The sequence below is a fragment of the Acetivibrio straminisolvens JCM 21531 genome, assembly GCF_000521465.1.
Lineage (GTDB): Bacteria > Bacillota > Clostridia > Acetivibrionales > Acetivibrionaceae > Hungateiclostridium > Hungateiclostridium straminisolvens.
Map to the genome: position 1 here is coordinate 38328 of NZ_BAVR01000018.1, position 19355 is coordinate 57682.

14 protein-coding genes and 6 pseudogenes are annotated in these 19355 nt (G+C 38.7%); 17 read left to right on the plus strand and 3 right to left on the minus strand.

Going from position 1 to position 19355, the window contains the following annotated elements; translation table 11 throughout:
- The first annotated feature begins 179 nt into the window (after positions 1 to 179).
- The 14 genes and pseudogenes from JCM21531_RS06660 (at position 180) to JCM21531_RS18785 (ending at position 14301) form a co-directional block, all read left to right on the plus strand.
- A pseudogene (locus JCM21531_RS06660) lies at positions 180 to 2340 on the plus strand (DNA topoisomerase III).
- 212 nt (positions 2341 to 2552) lie between these two features.
- Positions 2553 to 5137 (plus strand): annotated as a pseudogene (locus tag JCM21531_RS24820) (DNA translocase FtsK).
- A gap of 87 nt (positions 5138 to 5224) precedes the next feature.
- Entirely contained in the window at positions 5225 to 5659 is a 435-nt protein-coding gene (locus tag JCM21531_RS06670; RefSeq protein ID WP_038288520.1) for a ferritin-like domain-containing protein, read from the plus strand.
- Positions 5660 to 5739: 80 nt separating this feature from the next.
- On the plus strand, positions 5740 to 6702 hold the full coding sequence (locus JCM21531_RS06675) for a prenyltransferase (RefSeq protein WP_038288498.1): 963 nt from the start codon (positions 5740 to 5742) through the stop codon (positions 6700 to 6702).
- Positions 6703 to 6927: 225 nt separating this feature from the next.
- Complete coding sequence (locus tag JCM21531_RS06680) at positions 6928 to 7749, plus strand: rhomboid family intramembrane serine protease (protein ID WP_038288499.1); 822 nt, start codon at positions 6928 to 6930, stop codon at positions 7747 to 7749.
- 408 nt (positions 7750 to 8157) lie between these two features.
- Positions 8158 to 8796, plus strand: a complete 639-nt coding sequence (locus tag JCM21531_RS06685) for a hypothetical protein (RefSeq protein ID WP_038288500.1) — start codon at positions 8158 to 8160, stop codon at positions 8794 to 8796.
- 144 nt (positions 8797 to 8940) lie between these two features.
- A pseudogene (locus JCM21531_RS25050) lies at positions 8941 to 9691 on the plus strand (DUF975 family protein).
- A gap of 157 nt (positions 9692 to 9848) precedes the next feature.
- Positions 9849 to 10298 (plus strand): FHA domain-containing protein, encoded by a 450-nt coding sequence (locus JCM21531_RS06695; protein ID WP_038288502.1) that lies wholly within the window; start codon positions 9849 to 9851, stop codon positions 10296 to 10298.
- A gap of 151 nt (positions 10299 to 10449) precedes the next feature.
- Positions 10450 to 11577, plus strand: coding sequence for an FtsW/RodA/SpoVE family cell cycle protein (locus JCM21531_RS06700; RefSeq protein WP_243467340.1), 1128 nt, complete (start codon positions 10450 to 10452; stop codon positions 11575 to 11577).
- A complete protein-coding gene (locus JCM21531_RS06705) occupies positions 11570 to 12982 on the plus strand; it encodes a peptidoglycan D,D-transpeptidase FtsI family protein (protein ID WP_038288504.1) in 1413 nt (470 codons plus the stop codon). Before JCM21531_RS06700 ends, JCM21531_RS06705 begins: the two co-directional genes overlap by 8 nt.
- Before the next feature lie 101 nt (positions 12983 to 13083).
- Complete coding sequence (gene radC / locus JCM21531_RS06710; protein WP_038288506.1) at positions 13084 to 13749, plus strand: RadC family protein; 666 nt, start codon at positions 13084 to 13086, stop codon at positions 13747 to 13749.
- Between the two features lie 5 nt (positions 13750 to 13754).
- Positions 13755 to 13928 (plus strand): VanW family protein, encoded by a 174-nt coding sequence (locus tag JCM21531_RS21095; protein WP_464077620.1) that lies wholly within the window; start codon positions 13755 to 13757, stop codon positions 13926 to 13928.
- A pseudogene (locus JCM21531_RS25055) lies at positions 13918 to 14097 on the plus strand (VanW family protein); the annotation flags it as partial. The gene JCM21531_RS21095 and the pseudogene JCM21531_RS25055, both read left to right, overlap by 11 nt.
- 9 nt (positions 14098 to 14106) lie before the next feature.
- The gene (locus JCM21531_RS18785; RefSeq protein WP_131464413.1) at positions 14107 to 14301 is read left to right on the plus strand and encodes a hypothetical protein; all 195 of its coding nucleotides are present in this window, start codon (positions 14107 to 14109) and stop codon (positions 14299 to 14301) included.
- A gap of 375 nt (positions 14302 to 14676) precedes the next feature.
- Here JCM21531_RS18785 and JCM21531_RS21100 read toward each other — a convergent pair whose 3' ends face one another.
- The 3 genes and pseudogenes from JCM21531_RS21100 to JCM21531_RS21110 form a co-directional block, all read right to left on the minus strand.
- Positions 14677 to 15261, minus strand: coding sequence for a tetratricopeptide repeat protein (locus JCM21531_RS21100; protein ID WP_243467342.1), 585 nt, complete (start codon positions 15259 to 15261; stop codon positions 14677 to 14679).
- Positions 15243 to 15368 (minus strand): annotated as a pseudogene (locus JCM21531_RS21105) (hypothetical protein); the annotation flags it as partial. The gene JCM21531_RS21100 and the pseudogene JCM21531_RS21105, both read right to left, overlap by 19 nt.
- Entirely contained in the window at positions 15329 to 16450 is a 1122-nt protein-coding gene (locus JCM21531_RS21110; protein WP_369347581.1) for a tetratricopeptide repeat protein, read from the minus strand. The gene JCM21531_RS21110 and the pseudogene JCM21531_RS21105, both read right to left, overlap by 40 nt.
- Before the next feature lie 386 nt (positions 16451 to 16836).
- On the opposite strand from JCM21531_RS21110, the gene JCM21531_RS06720 reads away from it, so the two are divergent.
- From JCM21531_RS06720 to JCM21531_RS21120, 3 genes and pseudogenes are all read left to right on the plus strand, one after another.
- Entirely contained in the window at positions 16837 to 17511 is a 675-nt protein-coding gene (locus tag JCM21531_RS06720; protein ID WP_131464416.1) for a hypothetical protein, read from the plus strand.
- 205 nt (positions 17512 to 17716) lie between these two features.
- Complete coding sequence (locus JCM21531_RS21115) at positions 17717 to 18604, plus strand: fibronectin type III domain-containing protein (protein WP_243467343.1); 888 nt, start codon at positions 17717 to 17719, stop codon at positions 18602 to 18604.
- A 202-nt stretch (positions 18605 to 18806) separates the two neighbouring features.
- Positions 18807 to 19355: pseudogene (locus JCM21531_RS21120) on the plus strand (fibronectin type III domain-containing protein); the annotation flags it as partial.

The window sequence follows — 19355 nt, forward strand, 5'->3', positions numbered from 1 at the left end:
AAAATAGCATATTTTCTATAAAATTATCGAATTATGGCGTTAGAGACAATGGAAATATGCTGTAGGAAATGATTTTTTGTGATATAGTAGATACCGAAGTGTCGAAAGTTTTATATTAATCGAAAAAGTGATTCTAGCGATTTTAACATAATCAAAAGGCGAAAGAAAGGATTTTTGTAATGGGTAAAATTTTAGTATTGGCAGAAAAGCTTCTGTTGGCAGGGACTTGGCGAGAGTTCTTAACTGCAAGCAAGGCGGAAACGGTTTTCTTTTCGGTTCAAAATATATTGTTACATGGGCTTTGGGGCATCTTGTAACCCTGGCTGATCCGGAAATCTACGATAAGAAATACAAAAAGTGGGAATTGGAAACTCTTCCGATGCTGCCCGAAAGGATGCAGTTGGTGGTAATAAAAGAGTCCAGAAAACAGTTTAATGTCATAAGGGAACTTATGAATAGAGACGATGTCGATGAATTGGTAATAGCAACGGATGCCGGGCGGGAAGGAGAACTGGTGGCGCGTTGGATAATAATGAAGGCAGGCTGGAAAAAGCCTGTAAAGCGCCTGTGGATTTCGTCTCAGACGGACCGAGCCATAAAAGAGGGGTTCAATAATTTACGGCCGGCGAAAGAATATGATAATCTTTACAAATCGGCTCAATGCCGTGCTGAGGCGGATTGCTGGTAGGTCTTAATGTTACAAGGGCTCTTACATGCAAATATAATGCACAGCTTTCGGCAGGAAGAGTACAGACACCTACGCTTGCCATGGTTGTGCAGAGAGAGAATGAGATAAAAAACTTTGTTTCGAAGGACTACTGGACAATTGAGGCAGGAGTAAACGGTTTTAGTCTTCACTGGAGAGATAAAAAAGGTCAGACCAGAATTTTTGACCGTGCCCGAGCAGATGAAACAGTTTCAAGAATTAAAGGACAGGTGGGAAAAGTCGTAGATGTTGTAAAAGAAGCAAGAAATGAGCCGCCGCCATTGGCTTATGACCTTACCGAGCTGCAGAGGGAAGCAAACCGCAGATACGGATATTCTGCAAAAAAGACGCTGTCCATTATGCAGAAACTTTACGAGATTTATAAGCTTGTGACATATCCCAGGACGGATTCGAGATATATTACGGAAGACATTGTTCCAACTCTTGCGGAGAGACTTAGAAGCATAGCTGTAGGTCCTTATTCGGCCCTTGTTGCGGCTCTTATGAAAAACAAGCTCAATATAACCCGGAGGTTTGTGGACAACAGCAAGGTGTCGGATCATCACGCCATTATTCCCACAGAGCAAAATGTGAACCTCAGCTTGCTGGACAAGGATGAGCGCAATGTTTACGATTTGATAGTAAAAAGGTTTATTGCTGTGCTGAGCCGTCCGTTTGAATATGAGCAAACAACAATAAAAGTTGAGGTAGCAGGAGAGATTTTTGTGGCAAAAGGCAAAATAGTAAAATCACAGGGTTGGAAGGCGGTTTATGGAGGTCAAGCTGAGGAGGACCATGAGGATGAGGAAGAAAGGGACCAAGTTCTTCCTGATGTGAAAAAAGGAGCTGTATTAAAGCTTAATTCCATAAAGGTTGTGAACCGTAAAACAAAGCCCCCTGCAAGATATACCGAGGCCACCTTGCTTTCTGCGATGGAACATCCAGGTAAATTTATTGATGACAAAGCTCTCCGGGAAGTAATGGATAATGGCAGCGGACTTGGTACACCTGCTACACGGGCAGACATAATTGAAAAGCTGTTTGACTCTTTTTATATGGAAAGAAACGGTAAGGAAATTATTCCCACGTCAAAGGGAATTCAGCTGATAAATCTTGTGCCGGAGGACTTAAAGTCACCGAAGCTGACCGCAAAGTGGGAACAACAGCTTTCAAAGATTAGCAAGGGTGAAGTGGATGAACGGATATTTATTTCGGAAATGAAGAAATATGCATCCAAACTGGTATCCGATGTTATAGCCAGTACTGCATCCTACAAGCATGAGAATATTACGCGGGAGAAATGTCCCGAGTGCGGCAAGTTCCTTTTGGATGTAAAGGGCAAGAAAGGCAGAATGCTGATATGCCAAGACCGGGAGTGCGGATACCGGAGAGGAGTATCGCAGATATCCAATGCAAGATGTCCTGAATGTCATAAAAAGATGGAAATACGCGGTGAGGACGAGAACAAAACTTTTTATTGTGTATGCGGTTATCGGGAAAAGCTTGAGGCGTTTAAAAAGCGCAAGCAAGAACAGGTAAGCAGCAGGGAGGTTAGAAATTTCTTGAAACAACAGGATGAGGACATACCGATAAATACAGCTCTTGCAGATGCGCTTAAAAAGCTGAAAATATAAATGTCATTGGAGAAAAGATGTACCAATTTAAGGAAGGAAATGTACAGTAGCATGCTGTGCCGCTTAAAAAGGTATATATGAAAAATAGCAGTAAATTTTACATTCAAGACATAGGATTTTTTTTGACGAAGAAAAAATTAGAATGATAAAATACAAATTGCAGGCTTATTTTTTTGGCCGTGTGTCTTCCAAAAAGGTGGTATGACAAATATATGGGTACCAGAGGAGTAAGAAAATCCCGAAATTCAAAAAGAATACAAAAAAACCGGAGAAAACGTAGGCTTATAATTATTGCAGCCTTAATGGCGGTATTTGGACTTTGGTTTTCCAAAGGTTCAATGGGCCAATTCTTTAAAGTGCTTGCAATTGAAGCTGTTTTTGTCATAGCTGTTTTTTCTCTTTTGGCGGTTTATCAAAACAAAAACAGGAAAAAACCGAAAACTGCATCCGGAGTTAAATCCCATGATTATCCTTATGGCAGAGTTGGCACAAGTGGAGATGCCAATTGGGATCAAGACTTGGATTTAGACAATATGCGGACCGGGAAAAACAACTATAATTGGGTCATTGACGAAAAGGTTGCACAAGGGTCCGGTAACGATTCTTTCTCCAGCAGAAAACTGGTCTATGCAGGAAAGATAACTTCGGGCGAACAGAAAGAAATTTCTCCTGAGGATGATATCAAAGCCAGAGTAGCAAGCTGGGTTGAAGCTGTAGATTATTCCGGAAATGTGTTTAGAAGAATTATTGATAACAATATGAAAGCTATGAAAGAATCGAATAATCAAGGAAGCAATGTCGATAAGACAAAACACATATACGAAGAAAGCCCAATACGGGAGATTGAAAGTATAAAGCCGGAAGATACGGCTAAAGAAGCAAAAATACCGGAAGAATTTGATGGGGACATAAAAAATATAGAAAGCTCGGAAGAAATAACAGAAGATGAGAAATATAACGAAGATGAAAAATACAACTTAGATGAAGCAGAATCCATAGAAGAATTCATAGAATTTGCGGATATGGTTGAAGATGCAAAAGCTGATATGGAAGAAGTAGAAGTGATGGAAGAATTGGCAGAATTAGATTACATGGATGAAGATACGGAAGACAACACAGAAGGCAGCACGGAAGAAATAGAAGTCATAGGAGAGATGTTGGAATTTGAGGACACAGCTGAAAGTGTGGAAGACACCATAGAAGAAGCGGAAGAAGGCATAAGAGATTTAACAGAATTTGAGGATATGGATGTTGAAGACACATATGAAATGGAAGAAATGTACTTTGATGGCGCTGAGGACAAGATTGCAAAGGGTGATGAAGATGAGGAAATTGGAAGGGATAATCAAAACAGGTATCTGAACCGGACCATAGAGCCTGTGTTTCCTCCAATAGAACTTCTAAAGCAAGTAGATAATAAAAGCGGGTCCGAGGAGGCCGGTTGTAATTCCGAAGTAAGAGCACGAAAGCTATAGAAACCTTAGAGAGCTTTGGAGTTGGGGCAAGAATTATCAATATCAGTGAAGGGCCTGCTGTAACAAGGTATGAGATACAGCCGGATTATGGCGTCAAGGTAAGCAAAATTGTAAGTCTTACGGATGATATTGCACTAAACCTTGCAGCGGTAGGTGTCAGAATAGAGGCACCCATACCCGGGAAGGCAGCCATAGGAATTGAAATACCGAATACGAAGGTTACCCCGGTTTGGCTCCGTGATGTAATTGAGTCCGAGGAATTTAAAAACCATCCGTCAAAGCTTGCTTTTGCTGTAGGTAAAGATATTGCCGGAAAATCTGTGGTTGCAGATATTGCCGCAATGCCCCATCTGCTTATTGCAGGAGCTACAGGTTCGGGAAAAAGCGTTTGCATTAATACATTGATAACAAGTATCCTCTATAAAGCATCGGCTCGCGATGTAAGACTTCTCATGGTGGATCCGAAGGTGGTGGAGCTTAGTATTTACAACGGGATACCCCATCTTTTGATTCCGGTGGTGACTGACCCGAAAAAAGCGGCAGGAGCACTAAATTGGGCGGTAGTGGAGATGACAAACCGTTACAAGCTTTTTGCGGAAAACAGTGTGCGGGATCTTAAAGGATACAATCAACTGATGATAAAAGAGGGGAGAGAGACTCTTCCTCAGATAGTAATAATAATTGACGAGTTGGCAGACCTTATGATGGTTGCGCCCAACGATGTTGAGGATTGTATCTGCAGATTGGCGCAAATGGCGAGGGCCGCAGGCATGCACCTTGTAATTGCAACACAAAGGCCGTCGGTCAATGTTATAACGGGGGTCATAAAGGCAAATATACCTTCGAGAATATCTTTTGCAGTATCGTCCCAGGTTGATTCAAGAACCATACTGGACATGTCCGGAGCCGAAAAACTTTTGGGTAAAGGAGATATGCTGTTTTATCCTCTTGGTATGCAAAAGCCTGTGAGAATTCAGGGGGCACTGATAACGGATGCTGAAGTTGAAAACATAGTATCCTTTCTCAAATCCACACAGCAGGCAGAGTATGACGATGAAATCATTGATAAAATCGACAGCCATGCTGACGATACCCAGCCTTTTTCGGAAGGGGATGATGAGTTGCTCCCCCAGGTGATAGATATGATAATTGAATACGAGCAGGCATCGACATCATTGATTCAAAGAAAGTTCAAGATAGGATACTCGAGGGCGGCAAGAATAATAGACCAATTGGAAGCAAACGGAGTGATAGGGCCTTTTGAAGGCAGCAAGCCGAGAAAGGTATTGATTACAAAGCAGCAGTGGCAGGAAATGAGCTAATACCTCAACATTATTCTTTGATTTTTGAATAAAGCCGGTTATTTTGAGAAAACTAAGTCTAAAATTGTTTTTGAGGAGATGATCGGTGTGGGCAATAAGGATAATGTGGTAATAAAAGAGTTAAATTCCTTGCTTGAAGGAAATTATATGGCAATACACGGGTATGAAAGGTTTATACAGCATGTAAAAGACCCCGAAATGAAGAAGGAACTTCAAAGAATTCAACAGGAGCACAAGCAGAATTCAGCATTAATTGCAGAGAGAATTCAAAATTTAGGAGGAGTTCCGGTGGATGGACCGGGCTTTATGGGCTCTATGGCTGAGACAATGAGCAAGCTTAAAGGAACTTCCGATGATACGGAATTTATTTTAAAAGATGCTGCAGAGAGTGAGAATAAAGGAATAAAAATGGCCGAAGAACTTGTAAGGGGAGACCTGGATGATGAAAGCCGGAAGATTGTTGAGAAGATACTGGACGTAAACAGAAAACATGTGTCGCAGCTCAATAATCTTCTTCACTGATTAGGAATAATATGTATTTAAACGTTTAAAAATATATTGTATTATTATAGAAAAAACATATTTGTGAGGGGAGTTGCTTGATGCGTATAGACAGCTTTTTGAAACTGGTTGAGATTAAGACCAAGATTGCCAGTATGGTGCCGTTAATGCTGGGTACGGTATACGCAATATATCGTTTTAATGTGTTTAACGCTAAAAACTTTTTACTGGTGTTTATATCCCTTCTGTGTTTTGATATGGTTACGACAGCTTTAAATAACTACTTTGATTATAAAAGAGCTGCAAAGAAAGAGGGATATAATTATGAACAGCACAATGCAATAGTGCGGGATAAGCTAGGCGAACCACGGGTAATTACGGTTATACTGCTTCTTTTAGGTATAGCCGTATTATTTGGAGTATTACTTTATATAAACACAAATATTATTGTATTATTGGTAGGGATAATGTCCTTTGGAGTCGGGATTGCTTATTCTTTCGGTCCTCTTCCGATATCCAGAATGCCTTTGGGTGAAGTGTTTTCAGGATTCTTCATGGGCTTTGTTATAACGTTTCTTGCTGTATTTGTACATATTTATGACAGGGATATTGTTTCGTTGACTCTTGAGGGACAATTGCTATTCTTGCGCCTGAATATTGTGGAGGTATTATTTATTCTGGCTTTTTCTATTCCGGCGGTCTGCGGAATTGCAAATATAATGCTTGCAAATAACATATGCGATATCGAGGACGATATGGAAAACAGGCGCTATACATTGCCGATCTATATCGGAAAGGAAAAAGCTCTATGGCTTTTTGAAGCTCTCTATTACATAACTTTTGTTGACATAATACTGCTTTGCGTTTTCAGGGTTATACCTTTTATTTCTTTGCTGGCATTAATCGTTCTTATACCGGTGAAGAAGAATATAAACCTATTTAGAAAAAAGCAGACGAAGAAAGATACCTTTGAATTTGCAGTCAAAAATTTTCTGACAATATGTGGAGCTCAATTGGTATTGCTTCTCGTTTCTTCAATTAGCTCCCTTATAAATTTATTCTAACTTATATTTTTACTTAAACTTATATTTTAAATTAAACTTATATTTATTTTCTAACCTGTAATTCTACTCCAAGTTATAGTTAAACTATAACTTAGAGTTTAACTATAACTTGGAGCAAAACTATAAGTAATATTTTTTTATAAAGGATTTTTTGATATGAGTGTCGAATAAAATATATGGCAATTTTGTGTCCACTTTCAAAATGTGCAGAAAGGATTGTTTTGGTTGAATTGGATTGATAGACTGGAACGAAAATACAGCCGCTTAGCTGTTAAAAACTTAACAAGATATTTGGTAATCGGTACGGCCTTTGTTTTTGTATTAAGTCTTTTTGGTGATTTTAGATATATTGCTTCTTGGCTTACTTTGGAGCCTTCTTTGGTGATGAAAGGCCAGATATGGAGGCTTGTGACCTTTGTTTTTGTTCCTTTTGTGGGAAGCTTCTGGGTAATTTTTGCATTGTATATTTTCTATACATTCGGTATGGCTCTTGAACGCTACTGGGGAAGCTTTAAGTTCAATCTCTACTACTTTATAGGCGTTTTGGCGGCAATTGCAGCTGCATTTTTGGGTGAATTTTGGGGTGGAAGGGTAACTTCGGAGTTTTTATACATGTCTGTTTTCCTGGCTTTTGCCTATCTTAACCCAAATTATGAGCTGCTTCTGTTTTTCATAATCCCGGTCAAGATTAAGTATCTGGCTTGGTTCGATATTATCTTTACAGTCTTGTCCATCATTTTCAGACCGGAGACGAGAATTGTTGCTTTATTGTCCTTCACAAGTTTCATAGTATTTTTTGGAAAGGAGGTTTTCGATGTATATCTGTCTCCAAGAGTAAGAAAGCTTGACAGACAGCTAAGACGCAGAAAATTCAAGGTAATTGCATCTTCAGTTAAGACACCGGAGATAATCTACACCTGCTGCATATGCGGCAGAACGTCAAAGGAGTATCCGGAGCTCAAGTTTGCATACTGTTTTAAATGCGGTAGTGACTATGAATACTGCCAGGAGCATCTTAAAAATCATGAACATATCATTAGACACTGATTTTTCGACTTGCTTTACGCAAATAATCATTTCCAATTCAATTGAAGCGGCATTTATTAATAAAATGTTTACAAATCCTTAATTGACAGATTGATATTTCTTATAATAGAATTAAAATTGTTAAAGTAATTTATTGTTGTTTTAAATTATTTTAATAATAACAGTAAAATCTATTGTCGTTGCCGGACGCTGTTAATTATTATTGCCATTTACCATGAATATTAGTTAAAATTTAACGATATAGTTACAGAGGGAGTAACCTTTTTGCATTCAATATGGAAATAATACAGCCCTATTTTCCTTGCAGATTTATAAGACTCTGCATCTTGCATTGGCGGCACAGGTGTGGAGTTTTATTAGCGCTTGATTGGAATTTATTAACTTACTGCCCGGAAAGGAGCGGATCTAATGAAACAAGATATATTCCCTCGAAATAATGTGATAAGGGTTGACAATCCTAATCTATTGATTGGTGAGGCACCTGTCAAATACAGAGTAGAGGAGATATACCTTGATGGTAAGCTTAAAAAAGCAGAGGATGTTGATGAAGAAGAGAAGAGCTACGGAATTTTTATGCACTCCCTTGTTCTTAGTAATTATGCGGAAGTGATGAATGTTAATCACAGAAGGATGGACATAATTCAAGATGAGAAGGAAAAAGCAATTTTCTACTATACGGAAGAAAAAGGTTTTGACAAGAGCCTTATTGAGAGTATAGTTCCTAAAGTTGAAGCCTTTACTCTTAAAGAAAACAAATTAAAAGTATCTACCCATATAATAAACGAAAAAATGCGTATAATTTCAAGGGGTACACCGGACGAACTTATGAGAAGGTGTTCGTACATACTTTTGGATTCTAAATTTGTAAAAAAGACCAGGAAGATTTACAAGGAAGTAAACAAAGTGCTCAATGATATGATAAACAGATGCTGTACGGTATATGCACTGGCGATTAAGGATATATCGAAAACTAACATAATTACGAATGTTGATGCTTATGTCAATGGCATGACTTTGGTAGCCCTTATCGGAATGTGTCCTGCATAAGAGGATGTTTTTGGCAATTATATTGTTAAAGTGGTCTATATCTGGTATAATCTTAATATTGTATTATATAGTAAAGCTGCTGCAGACAGTGAGCTGTATAGTTACATTAGTAGATCTCATTATTGTAAGCATTAGGAGGATATTATGTGGACTAGAGAGTATCTGAAAAACAGAGCAAAAGCAGTTTTGAGGGTATCGTACTGGAAAGCTTTGGTGGTAAGTCTTATTTTAGGAGTAGCAGCTTCGAATGGTGGCGGTGGTAGCAGCGGCTTCGACGATTTAGTGGAATCTTTATCTCCTCAAGAAGCAATGATTGTTTTGCTAATTGTAGTTTTTTTTGTATTTTTGGCTTTAGCATTTCGAATTTTTATCGGGTATCATCTCGAAGTTGGCGGAAGGCGTTTCTTTGTGCAGAATGCGCAATTGGAGGGTATTAGCAGTGAGGAATTGAGTGTTTTGGGGTATGTGTTTAACAAGGAAAGATACATGGACGTCGTAAAGGCCCATGCTTTATAGAGGGGTTATGAATTTCCTGTGGTATTTGGTTCTCATAATTCCCGGTATCATTAAAAAGTATTCATATATGATGGTTCCGTATATCCTTGCCGACAACCCGAATATCGGGCATAAGCGTGCTCTGGAATTAAGCGAGCAGATGACTTATGGCCATAAACTCAATATTTTTGTATTGGAGCTATCATTTTTGGGATGGTATTTATTGGGTCTATTGGCTTGCTGTATAGGTATAATATTTGTGCATCCTTATTTGAATGCTACAATGGCTGAACTGTACTTGGTGCTTCGTCAGCAGGCTATTGAAAAGAATCTTTGTACCTGTGAGGAATTAATGCTGGATTTAATATTACGCGATAACGACGGCTTCAGTGAGTTTTAATATTGTTCGTACATATGATTTAAAAAAGTTAAACGAGTTAATATCCATGACCCGTTTAACTTTTTGCAATATACGCTATGAAAAAGTCTTGTGAACTCTGCCTAATGTTTTGAGTTTACCTGCGGTATAAATAATTGCAGATGGGGATGGCTTTGGTATGTTTGAAATAATACTGCTTCTTGTTAAGGTTGTTTTTACATTGGTTATCTACCTGTTTATTTTTGGGGTTATACGATTAATTTATCTTGACATTAAATCAATGAGCGTCAGCAAAACTGACAATACGGGTTTTTATCCGTACCTTAAGCTTATAAATCAGCGGGAGATGCTGAGCTTCAAGGTTGAGGAAAATTATACATTAAAAAAGAGTGTAACTATCGGGCGCAATGATAAAAATGATATAGTAATAAAAGACCCGTTTATTTCAGGGATTCATGCATATATTATGGTTGAAGACCAGTCAATCCGTATAAAAGATATGGGAAGCAAGAACGGGACCTTTGTTAATGGCACAAGGCTTAATGAAGGAGAAATAGTTTCATTAAAAGATGGGGATAACATTAAGATCGGACATGTAAAATTCTTGTTTGTTTCGATGGGTAAATGAGGTGTATTCTAATGCTTGGAGCAATAACGTACCGCCGGCCTTTAAACTTAATAGCGGCATTTAATATTATTGGGTATCTATTCTTGTTTTTTAGCAGTACGCCCTACAACTGGATGACATTGGCGGTGGGAGGAGCGGCAACTCTAATCATATGTTCTGCCTGCTTTACAATCATCAAAAGGGACCGTGGGATGAATATCTTATCTTGATAGTATCGATGCTTTTGAGTGTTGGATTGATGACGATTTACCGCCTAAATGAAAGCCTGGGACTTAAACAGTTGGTATGGATAGCGGTAGGTCTAGGAATGTTTTTTGCTTTTTATCATGTATATATTAAAGTTGACAAATGGGATAGATTTGCCTATGTATACATATCTCTTTGTGCTGCGTTGTACCTTGTAACATTGATTTTGGGAAGGAATATAAACGGTGCGGTAAACTGGATAGTAATCGGCGGTTTTTCTTTTCAACCGTCAGAGCTTTGCAAAATTTTGTTTGTCTTTTTCCTGGCAGCATATTTTAAAAATCCGGATAATTTATTTTTGACAAAATACATACAGGATGAAAGATTAAGAATACTTTTAAACAGAGCATTGTTAATGCTTGTTGTTTATTGCAATATAGGCCTTCTTGTTCTTCAGAGGGAGCTTGGAACGGCTCTTTTGTTGTATTCGACTTTTCTTGTTGTTCTCTATGTTTTCAGCAAGGATTTGAAAATGTTTTTGATAAATTCCGCCTTTATAGTTCCCGGTGTAATCTTGGGATATTTCAAGTTTTATCATTTGAGGGTCAGAGTGGATGCATGGATTAATCCGTGGGCAGATATTACAGATAAGGGCTATCAGATAACTCAATCCTTGTTTGCCATTGCCTCCGGTGGATTTTTCGGCACGGGAATAGGCATGGGCAGGCCGGACATGGTGCCGGCGGTAAGTACCGACTTTATTTTTTCTGCAATATGCGAAGAGATGGGGATTTTTGGTGGAGCTGCGGTGGTTCTGTTGTGCATGCTCTTTACCTATAGGGGAATTAAAATAGTGCTTGGACTTAAAGATAGGTTTAAAAAGGTATTGGGTTTGGGAATCGTGACGATGATTGGATTGCAAACCTTTATTATCATTGGAGGGGTAATAAAGCTAATTCCATTGACAGGGATAACCCTTCCCTTTGTAAGTTACGGAGGGAGCTCCCTTGTAACGAGCTTTATTGCATTGGGGATTCTTCAGGTGATATCAAATCCGAGATTTGACAGGGTAGGCGGTGAGGCTGATGGATGAAAATAAAAAGATTATTCATGTACTGATTGCAATATGTTCTCTCTTTTTTATCATAGTGGGATATCTTACGTATATTCAACTCTTTAGAAGCCGGGATTTTATGGCCAATACTTACAACCGAAGGCAATTTAAAATAGAGGAGAATACGGCAAGGGGCAATATATATGACAGAAACGGAGTTTTGCTTGCATACAGTGAAGCAAAGGGTGGTGAGCAGGAGAGAATCTATCCTTATGGGTCACTTTACAGCCAGGTAATCGGTTACAGTTCAAAAGTGTACGGCAAGTCGCAGATTGAAGCCGCCTACAATAAAGAGTTGTTGGGAGTTGATGATTTAAGCCAGGTGTTTGGAATGGTCAGCGGTTCCAACTTACCCACTCGAAAGGGAAACAATCTCTATCTCACCGTTGATCATAAGCTCCAGGCCCTTGGGGGAGAGCTTCTTAACGGGAAAAAGGGAGCTGTGGTGGCTATGGACCCCAAGACAGGGGAAATTCTTGCTTTGGTAAGCAGCCCGAATTTTGACCCCCATGCAAAAGAACTGGAGAAAAACTGGCAGAGTATGGTTGAATCTCCGGATGCACCTTTTCTTTGCCGTGCTGTTCAAGGACTGTATGCGCCGGGTTCAACTTTTAAAATACTGATTACTGCTGCGGCTATTGAGAACGGATTGGAAAATAAAGTGTTTGATGACAGTGGCTCTATTGTTATTGACGGAAGGGAAATAAGGAACTCAGAAAGCAAAGCCCATGGAAAGATAGATTTGAAGAGGGCTCTTGCGGTATCGAGCAATGTGGTATATGCCCAGTTGGGGACGGAGCTTGGTATGACCAAGTTTACGGATATAACAAATCGCGCGGGATTTGAAATGGGAATTCCTTTTGATATTCCAATGAGTAAAAGCCGATTTCCTTATGAGAAAATGGATAAAACCGATCTGGCCGAGGCGGCTATTGGACAGGGAAAGATTTTGGTAACCCCTCTTCACATGGCAATGATTACAGCGGGAATCGCCAATGAAGGCGTCATGATGGAACCGGTGCTGGTTAAAAGCATTACAAATTCTGAGGGCAAATCGAGTAAGGAAATAAAGGTAAATAGACTTGGCAGGATAATGGAAGCTGATGTTGCCGAGAAAATTAAAGTAATGATGCAGGAAGTTGTGACTTCCGGTACGGGATATAATGCGGCAATCAAGGGAATTAATGTTGCCGGTAAGACCGGAACAGCTGAAAATGAGTTGTCGGTAAAAAAGAAGGCAAAGGAACATTCGTGGTTTGTGGGTTTTGCTCCTGCGGAAGACCCAAAAATTGCCGTCGCTGTCATTGTTGAGTATGAGGGCTCCGGCGGTGATGTTGCAGCTTCCATTGCAAGAAAGGTAATGAAGGAATACCTTTCGCATTGATTTCTGCAAAAATGGAATAATTTTTCTTGATTTTGCCTTGAGAAAGATATACAATAATTAAAGAACGTTTGTTCGTGATTATTATATATTGGTGAGGGATAATGAAGAAAATCAGTGATATGCCTAAGTTTGAAAGACCAAGGGAGAAGCTTCTGGAAAGGGGTGTCGGGTACCTTTCGGACTTGGAACTGCTTGCGGTTTTGATTGGAAACGGTACTAAAGATTGCAATGTGATGACTGTAGCCAGCAGGATATTGAAGGTCTTGGACAAAGGGTGTGACAGGGTGAGTGCCAAAGAGCTTCAGGAAATTGAGGGAGTTGGCCCGGCAAAGTCAGCGGTTATTGCCGCATCTCTTGAGTTCGCAAGGCGCAGAATTAGACCGGAGGGCATTAAAATAACTTCTCCTTCGGATATATTGCCGCTGATTTCATATATGTCCGGCCGCAAACAGGAGCACTTCATTTGCGTGTCTCTAAACGGTGCCAGTGAAGTTATTGCCACAAGGGTTGTGTCGGTTGGATTGGTTAACAAGGTGCAGGTCCACCCTAGGGAGGTATTTGCCGATCCCATAACCGACAGGGCAACGGCGGTTATAGTTGCCCATAACCATCCGTCAGGTTCTCTGGTGCCAAGTCAGGAGGATGTGGATGTGACAAGGCTTCTTAAAGATGCGGGAGATACTCTGGGGATAAAGCTCATAGACCATATAATTTTTAGCCGCAGGGGATATTTCAGCTTTCTTGAAAACGGGCAAATGCCGGATTAATATAGGTGCATCCGGCGGTCTACTGCTTGATATATACGGGGAGACGAGATTTGAACCAAATTAAAGGGAAGAGTGCAGCGGTAAAATGTCTGGACGGTATTATAATAAATCCCGGAGAAACCTTTTCCTACTGGAGGTTTATAGGGAAGCCGACGGCCCAAAAAGGCAAAGAATCATAATATAACCCATGAGTATTGGGGCGGATATATAAGACACAATGAAATTCGAAGGCGTGTTTATAACGTGGAGAAAAAGCTTGTTGAGGATGAATATGTAACGGAGAATCATGCACTCATGATGTATCAGCCTTTTATAGAGTACAGACCTGAGGAGAAAATTGAAAAATAAATAGAGCTCATGATGATCTGTGCTCCGGCCGATATAAATCTCTACACACCTGCAAACAATCTCTCGACTGCCTGCAAGCATTCCAAAACCCATACCAACCTTTGCTCGACTATCAGAGATACCTTAGAAACCTGTTGCAATCTTTCGACTGCAACAGACCTCCAGCATATAATATTGCTTCCACAGGGATTACTATACCAGTAAGGATTACCACACAAGTTAGTAAGCTAATGGATGCAAAATTAATGCCTGCGGAACCTCTGATAATCTTAGCTCGAATAATATATATCCCTTGAGACCATATTACAGTAACAAAAGGAAATAATCAAAAGCAATTTGAAAATTACCATTAGGGGTTACTACAATATAGCCTTGCAGAACATATAATATTCTTCCCGCCGGCTAATACCAAGCTTAAGCAAATATGCAAAACCTGGCATCAACCTTTGGCCGACCATCATAAAGCCAGTTTAAGAACCTTATAATGATCTTTGCTCAACCATCATGAACCCTACGCTAATTATTATGAACCGTTTTTTAAGATAAATTCATGGCAAAATATAGAAATTGATAATTGCTTTACTTTTGGTTCAATTCATCATAATTGAGAAACGGTTCGGGCATGGGTGGATTGGTGCTTTGCACTCTGGCTTTTCTTTTTCTTAAAATGATTAAAATTACGGCAGCTATAGTTATTGCAGTGATAAGTCCAAATATAACAAAGATGATTATAACTCTTTTTATAGTAAGCTTAATTGAGACTCTTTGGATGTTGTCTAGGGCATTTTCATAATCGGGATTGAGCTCGAGACTCTTATTGAATGCTTCCAATGCTTTGTCAAGTTTACCCTGACCTTCGAAGGCGAGACCTTTATTATTATATATATTGTAATCAGCTATATTTAACTTGATTGCTTCTTCGCAGCACTCAAGAGCTTCAGTGTACTTGGATAGTTTTAACAAAGCGGCACTTTTGTTGGCAAATCCCATAACATTATCAGGATCTGCTTCAATAGCTTTATTTGCATTTTCAATAGCTTCTTCAAATCTTTCAAGCTCAATCAATGCAAACGCTTTATTTGAATAGGTAACAGAAAGAAGTTTTGGATTTTTTAATGGCAGTTCAATAGCTTTATTTAAATTTGTTAGAGCTTCTTCAAACATTCCTTTTTGGATAGAGAACTTCCAATATTTGTGTACGCCTGAATACAAAAGTTAATGTCTTCGGGATTTAACTCAATGGCTTTTTTGCTCGCTTCAATTGATTCATCAAGTCTATCAAGATAGAATAATGAAGAGCCTTTTGCACCGTAAGCTGCGCCAAGATAGGATCAATTTCAATTGCCTTGTCGCTGAATACAAGAGCTTCTTCATACCGGTCAAGCATGTTTAGAACATAGGCTTTATCGGCATATGCGAGAGCATTTTTGGGATCTAACTCAATGGCTTTTTCAACTGCTTCAAGGGATTCTTCGTAATAATTCTCAAAAAGTAATGCTACTGACTTGTTCGTAAGGATGAGTGATTCGTGTGCAGGATTTTGAGCAACGTTTAATTCTGATGCTTTGTTGCAGTAATCGATGGCCTCTTTATATCTTCCTAAATTTACTAGGAAGTTAGATTTATTTATGTATGCTTCAATCATGTTGGGATTAATTTCGATAGTCTCGTCGCACCAATTGATAGCTTCCTCGTAATTACCTAAAAAAGAATATGCCAAGCTCATGGCTATACGTGCGTCGATACTGTTGCTAAAAAGCTCCAGAGATTTCTTACATGCTTCGATAGCTTCTTCGGGTTTCTTAAGCCAAGCCAAAGCATAGCCTTTGTTGGAATATGCAACGGAAAGTATATTTTTATTGTTGGGATTCATGGCAATTACTTTTTCCGATACATTTAGAGCATCTTCATATTTCTTCATCATCACAAAAATAGATCCTTTTACTGTGTATCCATTAGGTTCGTTGGGAGACAGCTCAATGAATTTATTAGAGGCTTCAAGAGCTTCTTCAAGTTTATTGGTAAACAGTAGACATATAGATTTGTTTAGATAGGCATCCTTGAAGTTGGGTGATAGTTCGATTGTACGATTGTAGCATTCAATTGCTTCGCTGTATTTTTCCATACTGTACAAAGCGATTCCTTTATTGAAATAAAGTACGGGAACATTCGGGTCTAATTCAATGCCCTTATTGTAGCTCTGTATTGCTTCTTCAAATTTTCCGGATTCCAACAAAGAATTTCCTTGCTCGAAATATTGGTAGACTGAGGCAGCGCTTGACATAAAAGTTAGTGAAGAAAAGGAAATTAGAATAATACTAATTGTGATAATTAATTTTAATGTAGTTTTCATAACATACTCCTTTACTCCTTTAGTATTTTACGGTTAATTATACCATATGTCGGGATTGGCAATCAATGCAATTTTGGAGTAAATCTATATATTCAGAACATGTCATTTAGTAGATATATCAATTTTTAAATCATTAGTTTTTTAGTTTGTGTCGAAAAATGTCGGTGTTAAATGCCAGTTTTAGAATTGATATCCTTTGGTGTTTTATGCTATTTTATAAAATAGAAATTATTTTCCAACACAAAAGTACCTAAATATGAAAATCAGGAGGCTTATGCAATGGTAAAAAAAAGTTTTTGGCTGTCGCAGCAATAACTTGTGCCATTAGTGTTTAAGCGGCATGTAATAAACTGACAACTGATTCCGGTAGTGAAGTTAATAGTTATGTGGGAATTAATTTGCCGAATTTTAGAGAAGTAACACCTCTAGAGGAATATGAGATTAATTGGACAAGGTATGAAACATTGGATGAAGCAACTGCCGTTTCTAAAGCTGATCTTATAGCTAAAGTTACCTTAAAATCAAAGAAAGAGTATATTCAAGATACTAAAGAAATACCTGAAATTCCACCTGAGATTCCTGAACTTTATTATACTGTTTTTGATTTTAGTGTAGATGAAATATATTACTGCAGGGATAATGATATAAAGAAAGGCGGTTCATTAAAGGCTTTTACTACTGCTAATTCATATGACTGGACTGAGGAATTGATTGAAATAAATGAAAATGAAGAGTGCATAGTTTTCTTTACAAAAGTTCAGCCTATGCCTGAAGATGCAGCGAAATCATATGAAATAGCCGATTATGTTTTGACTAGTCCGGTACAACTGGTATTTAAGAAAAGCAAGCATGGCTATGAAGTACATAAGGACTTGATACTTTTTTCAAAGAATGGAGTTGAGATAGACTCGAAAGAGTTGGAAATAAATCCTGATGTAATGAGTCAAAAAGAAATAATGGATAGAAAAAGACGAAAGAATTTTGTGGTAGTAAAAAATGAAATCAAGAAAATTATTGAAAAAATAGTGGAGAAAGATAATGAGACACTATGTATCTGTTAGAGGACGGGTTGAATGTTAACAATAATTTTCCATTTATAAAAAGAGTAATTGATGGGAATTAGGCATTGACCAATATATTGTTTTGCTATAAATTCTAAATAGTTACATAATGTCTTGTAATTTGGCATAGATATCTAGATTCTGTAAGTAATCTGGTGTTATAGGGGATATTTAACTAATTATTTTTCAAATAGGGGGAATTACATTGAACACAAAGAGAATTGCTAAGAGCACAATATCGGCTTGTCTTATTTTATCTATAATACTTTCGATTTTTATTAATCCGGATGTAGTTCAGGCATTGAGTAAAGAAGTGAATGTAAATCTATCTCAGGCAACTGGGGATATAGTATTTAAATTGGTAACACCTTCGGGATTTATTGTTCCAACTCCGGTGGGAAGTGAGATGCCGACAGTGACAGCAACACCTACAGTAGCACCTTTACAAGAAACATCGCCGTCACCGTCTCAAACACTGTCATTTACTCCTACGCCATTGTCATCTCCATTACCATCACCGGAATTTACTTCAACACCGTTTCCAACGCCTTTACCGTTTCCTTCTCCGGAATTTACTTCAACACCGACACCGGAGCCGGATTCAACTCCAACCCCAACTACAACACCAATACCAACTCCAACAGTTTCACCTTCTCCGGTGGATACGGAGGCACCATCAAAACCGGAATGTTTAATCAGTACAGACAGAACTGATACAACGGTTTCTTTGTCGTGGAATGCTTCAACAGACAATGTTGGGGTAAAGGGTTATTATGTATACAGAGACGGAGTAAAACTAAATGCTGATGTTACCGAACCGTATTTTACCGATGAAGGATTAACCGAGAATTCTACATATAAGTATTATGTAACAGCTTATGATGAAGCAGGTAATGAATCGGAAGGAAGTACGGAACTTGTAGTTATGACCCTTGCGAATAATATTACGGAGCTAAATGCTGTTGCAAATGCAGATGGAAGTATATTGGTCTCATGGAATCAAGTAGCGAGAGCTGCGGGGTATGAATTAATTATAGATGAGTTTGAATCTGTATATATTTATGAGACAAGTTATTTGCATACAGGCTTTTAGAGAATACACGTCATACATATAGAGTCAGGGTTAAGTTTGCTAGTAACAGTTATGGAGCGTGGAGTGAGAAAAAGGTAGTTTTCAGCTTCCCGGGTAAGCCTATGGATGTGGATGCTGATATTATTAACGATAATTCTGTGAGGATATTCTGGAATGGAGTCAGGGGGTAAGTAAATATAACGTATATAGAAATGGTGAGCTGGTGGCTGCTGAAGTGACTGCACTAGAGTTTACCGATACGGGATTGACTGCGGGTAAAGATTATGAATATGAGGTAAAGGCAGTTGCGGGAGGCAGTGAATCTTTGGAAAGCCAAAGAGTAATTGTTAATACAGGTGCAGGAAGTATATCTGCAAATACGGTGTTATATGAAAATAGGGTATATAAGAGCTTTAATTTAAAAAGCAGGATTATTAATTTAAATGGTTATAGGTTTAAAGTTGAGGGTGACCTTATACAGACCGGAGGTACACTGGACGTAAACGGAGGAAGGTTAGAGGTAGCAGGGAACTATACGATAAGCGGAAACTCATACTTTGAGATGACAGAAGAGGAAGATTATGTATTAGTAAGAGGAAATTTTGAGACAAAAAGTGAGAAAAGTCACGAAAATAAGTTGACAGCAGGGACATTAGAAGTGAAAGGGAATTTCACAAGGGGAGCCGGTGGGAGTGCAAACTTTAAAGCAAGTGGAACCCATAGGGTTGTATTAAGTGGAGAAGAGCAGCAGACAATAAGTTTTTCGAGTGAG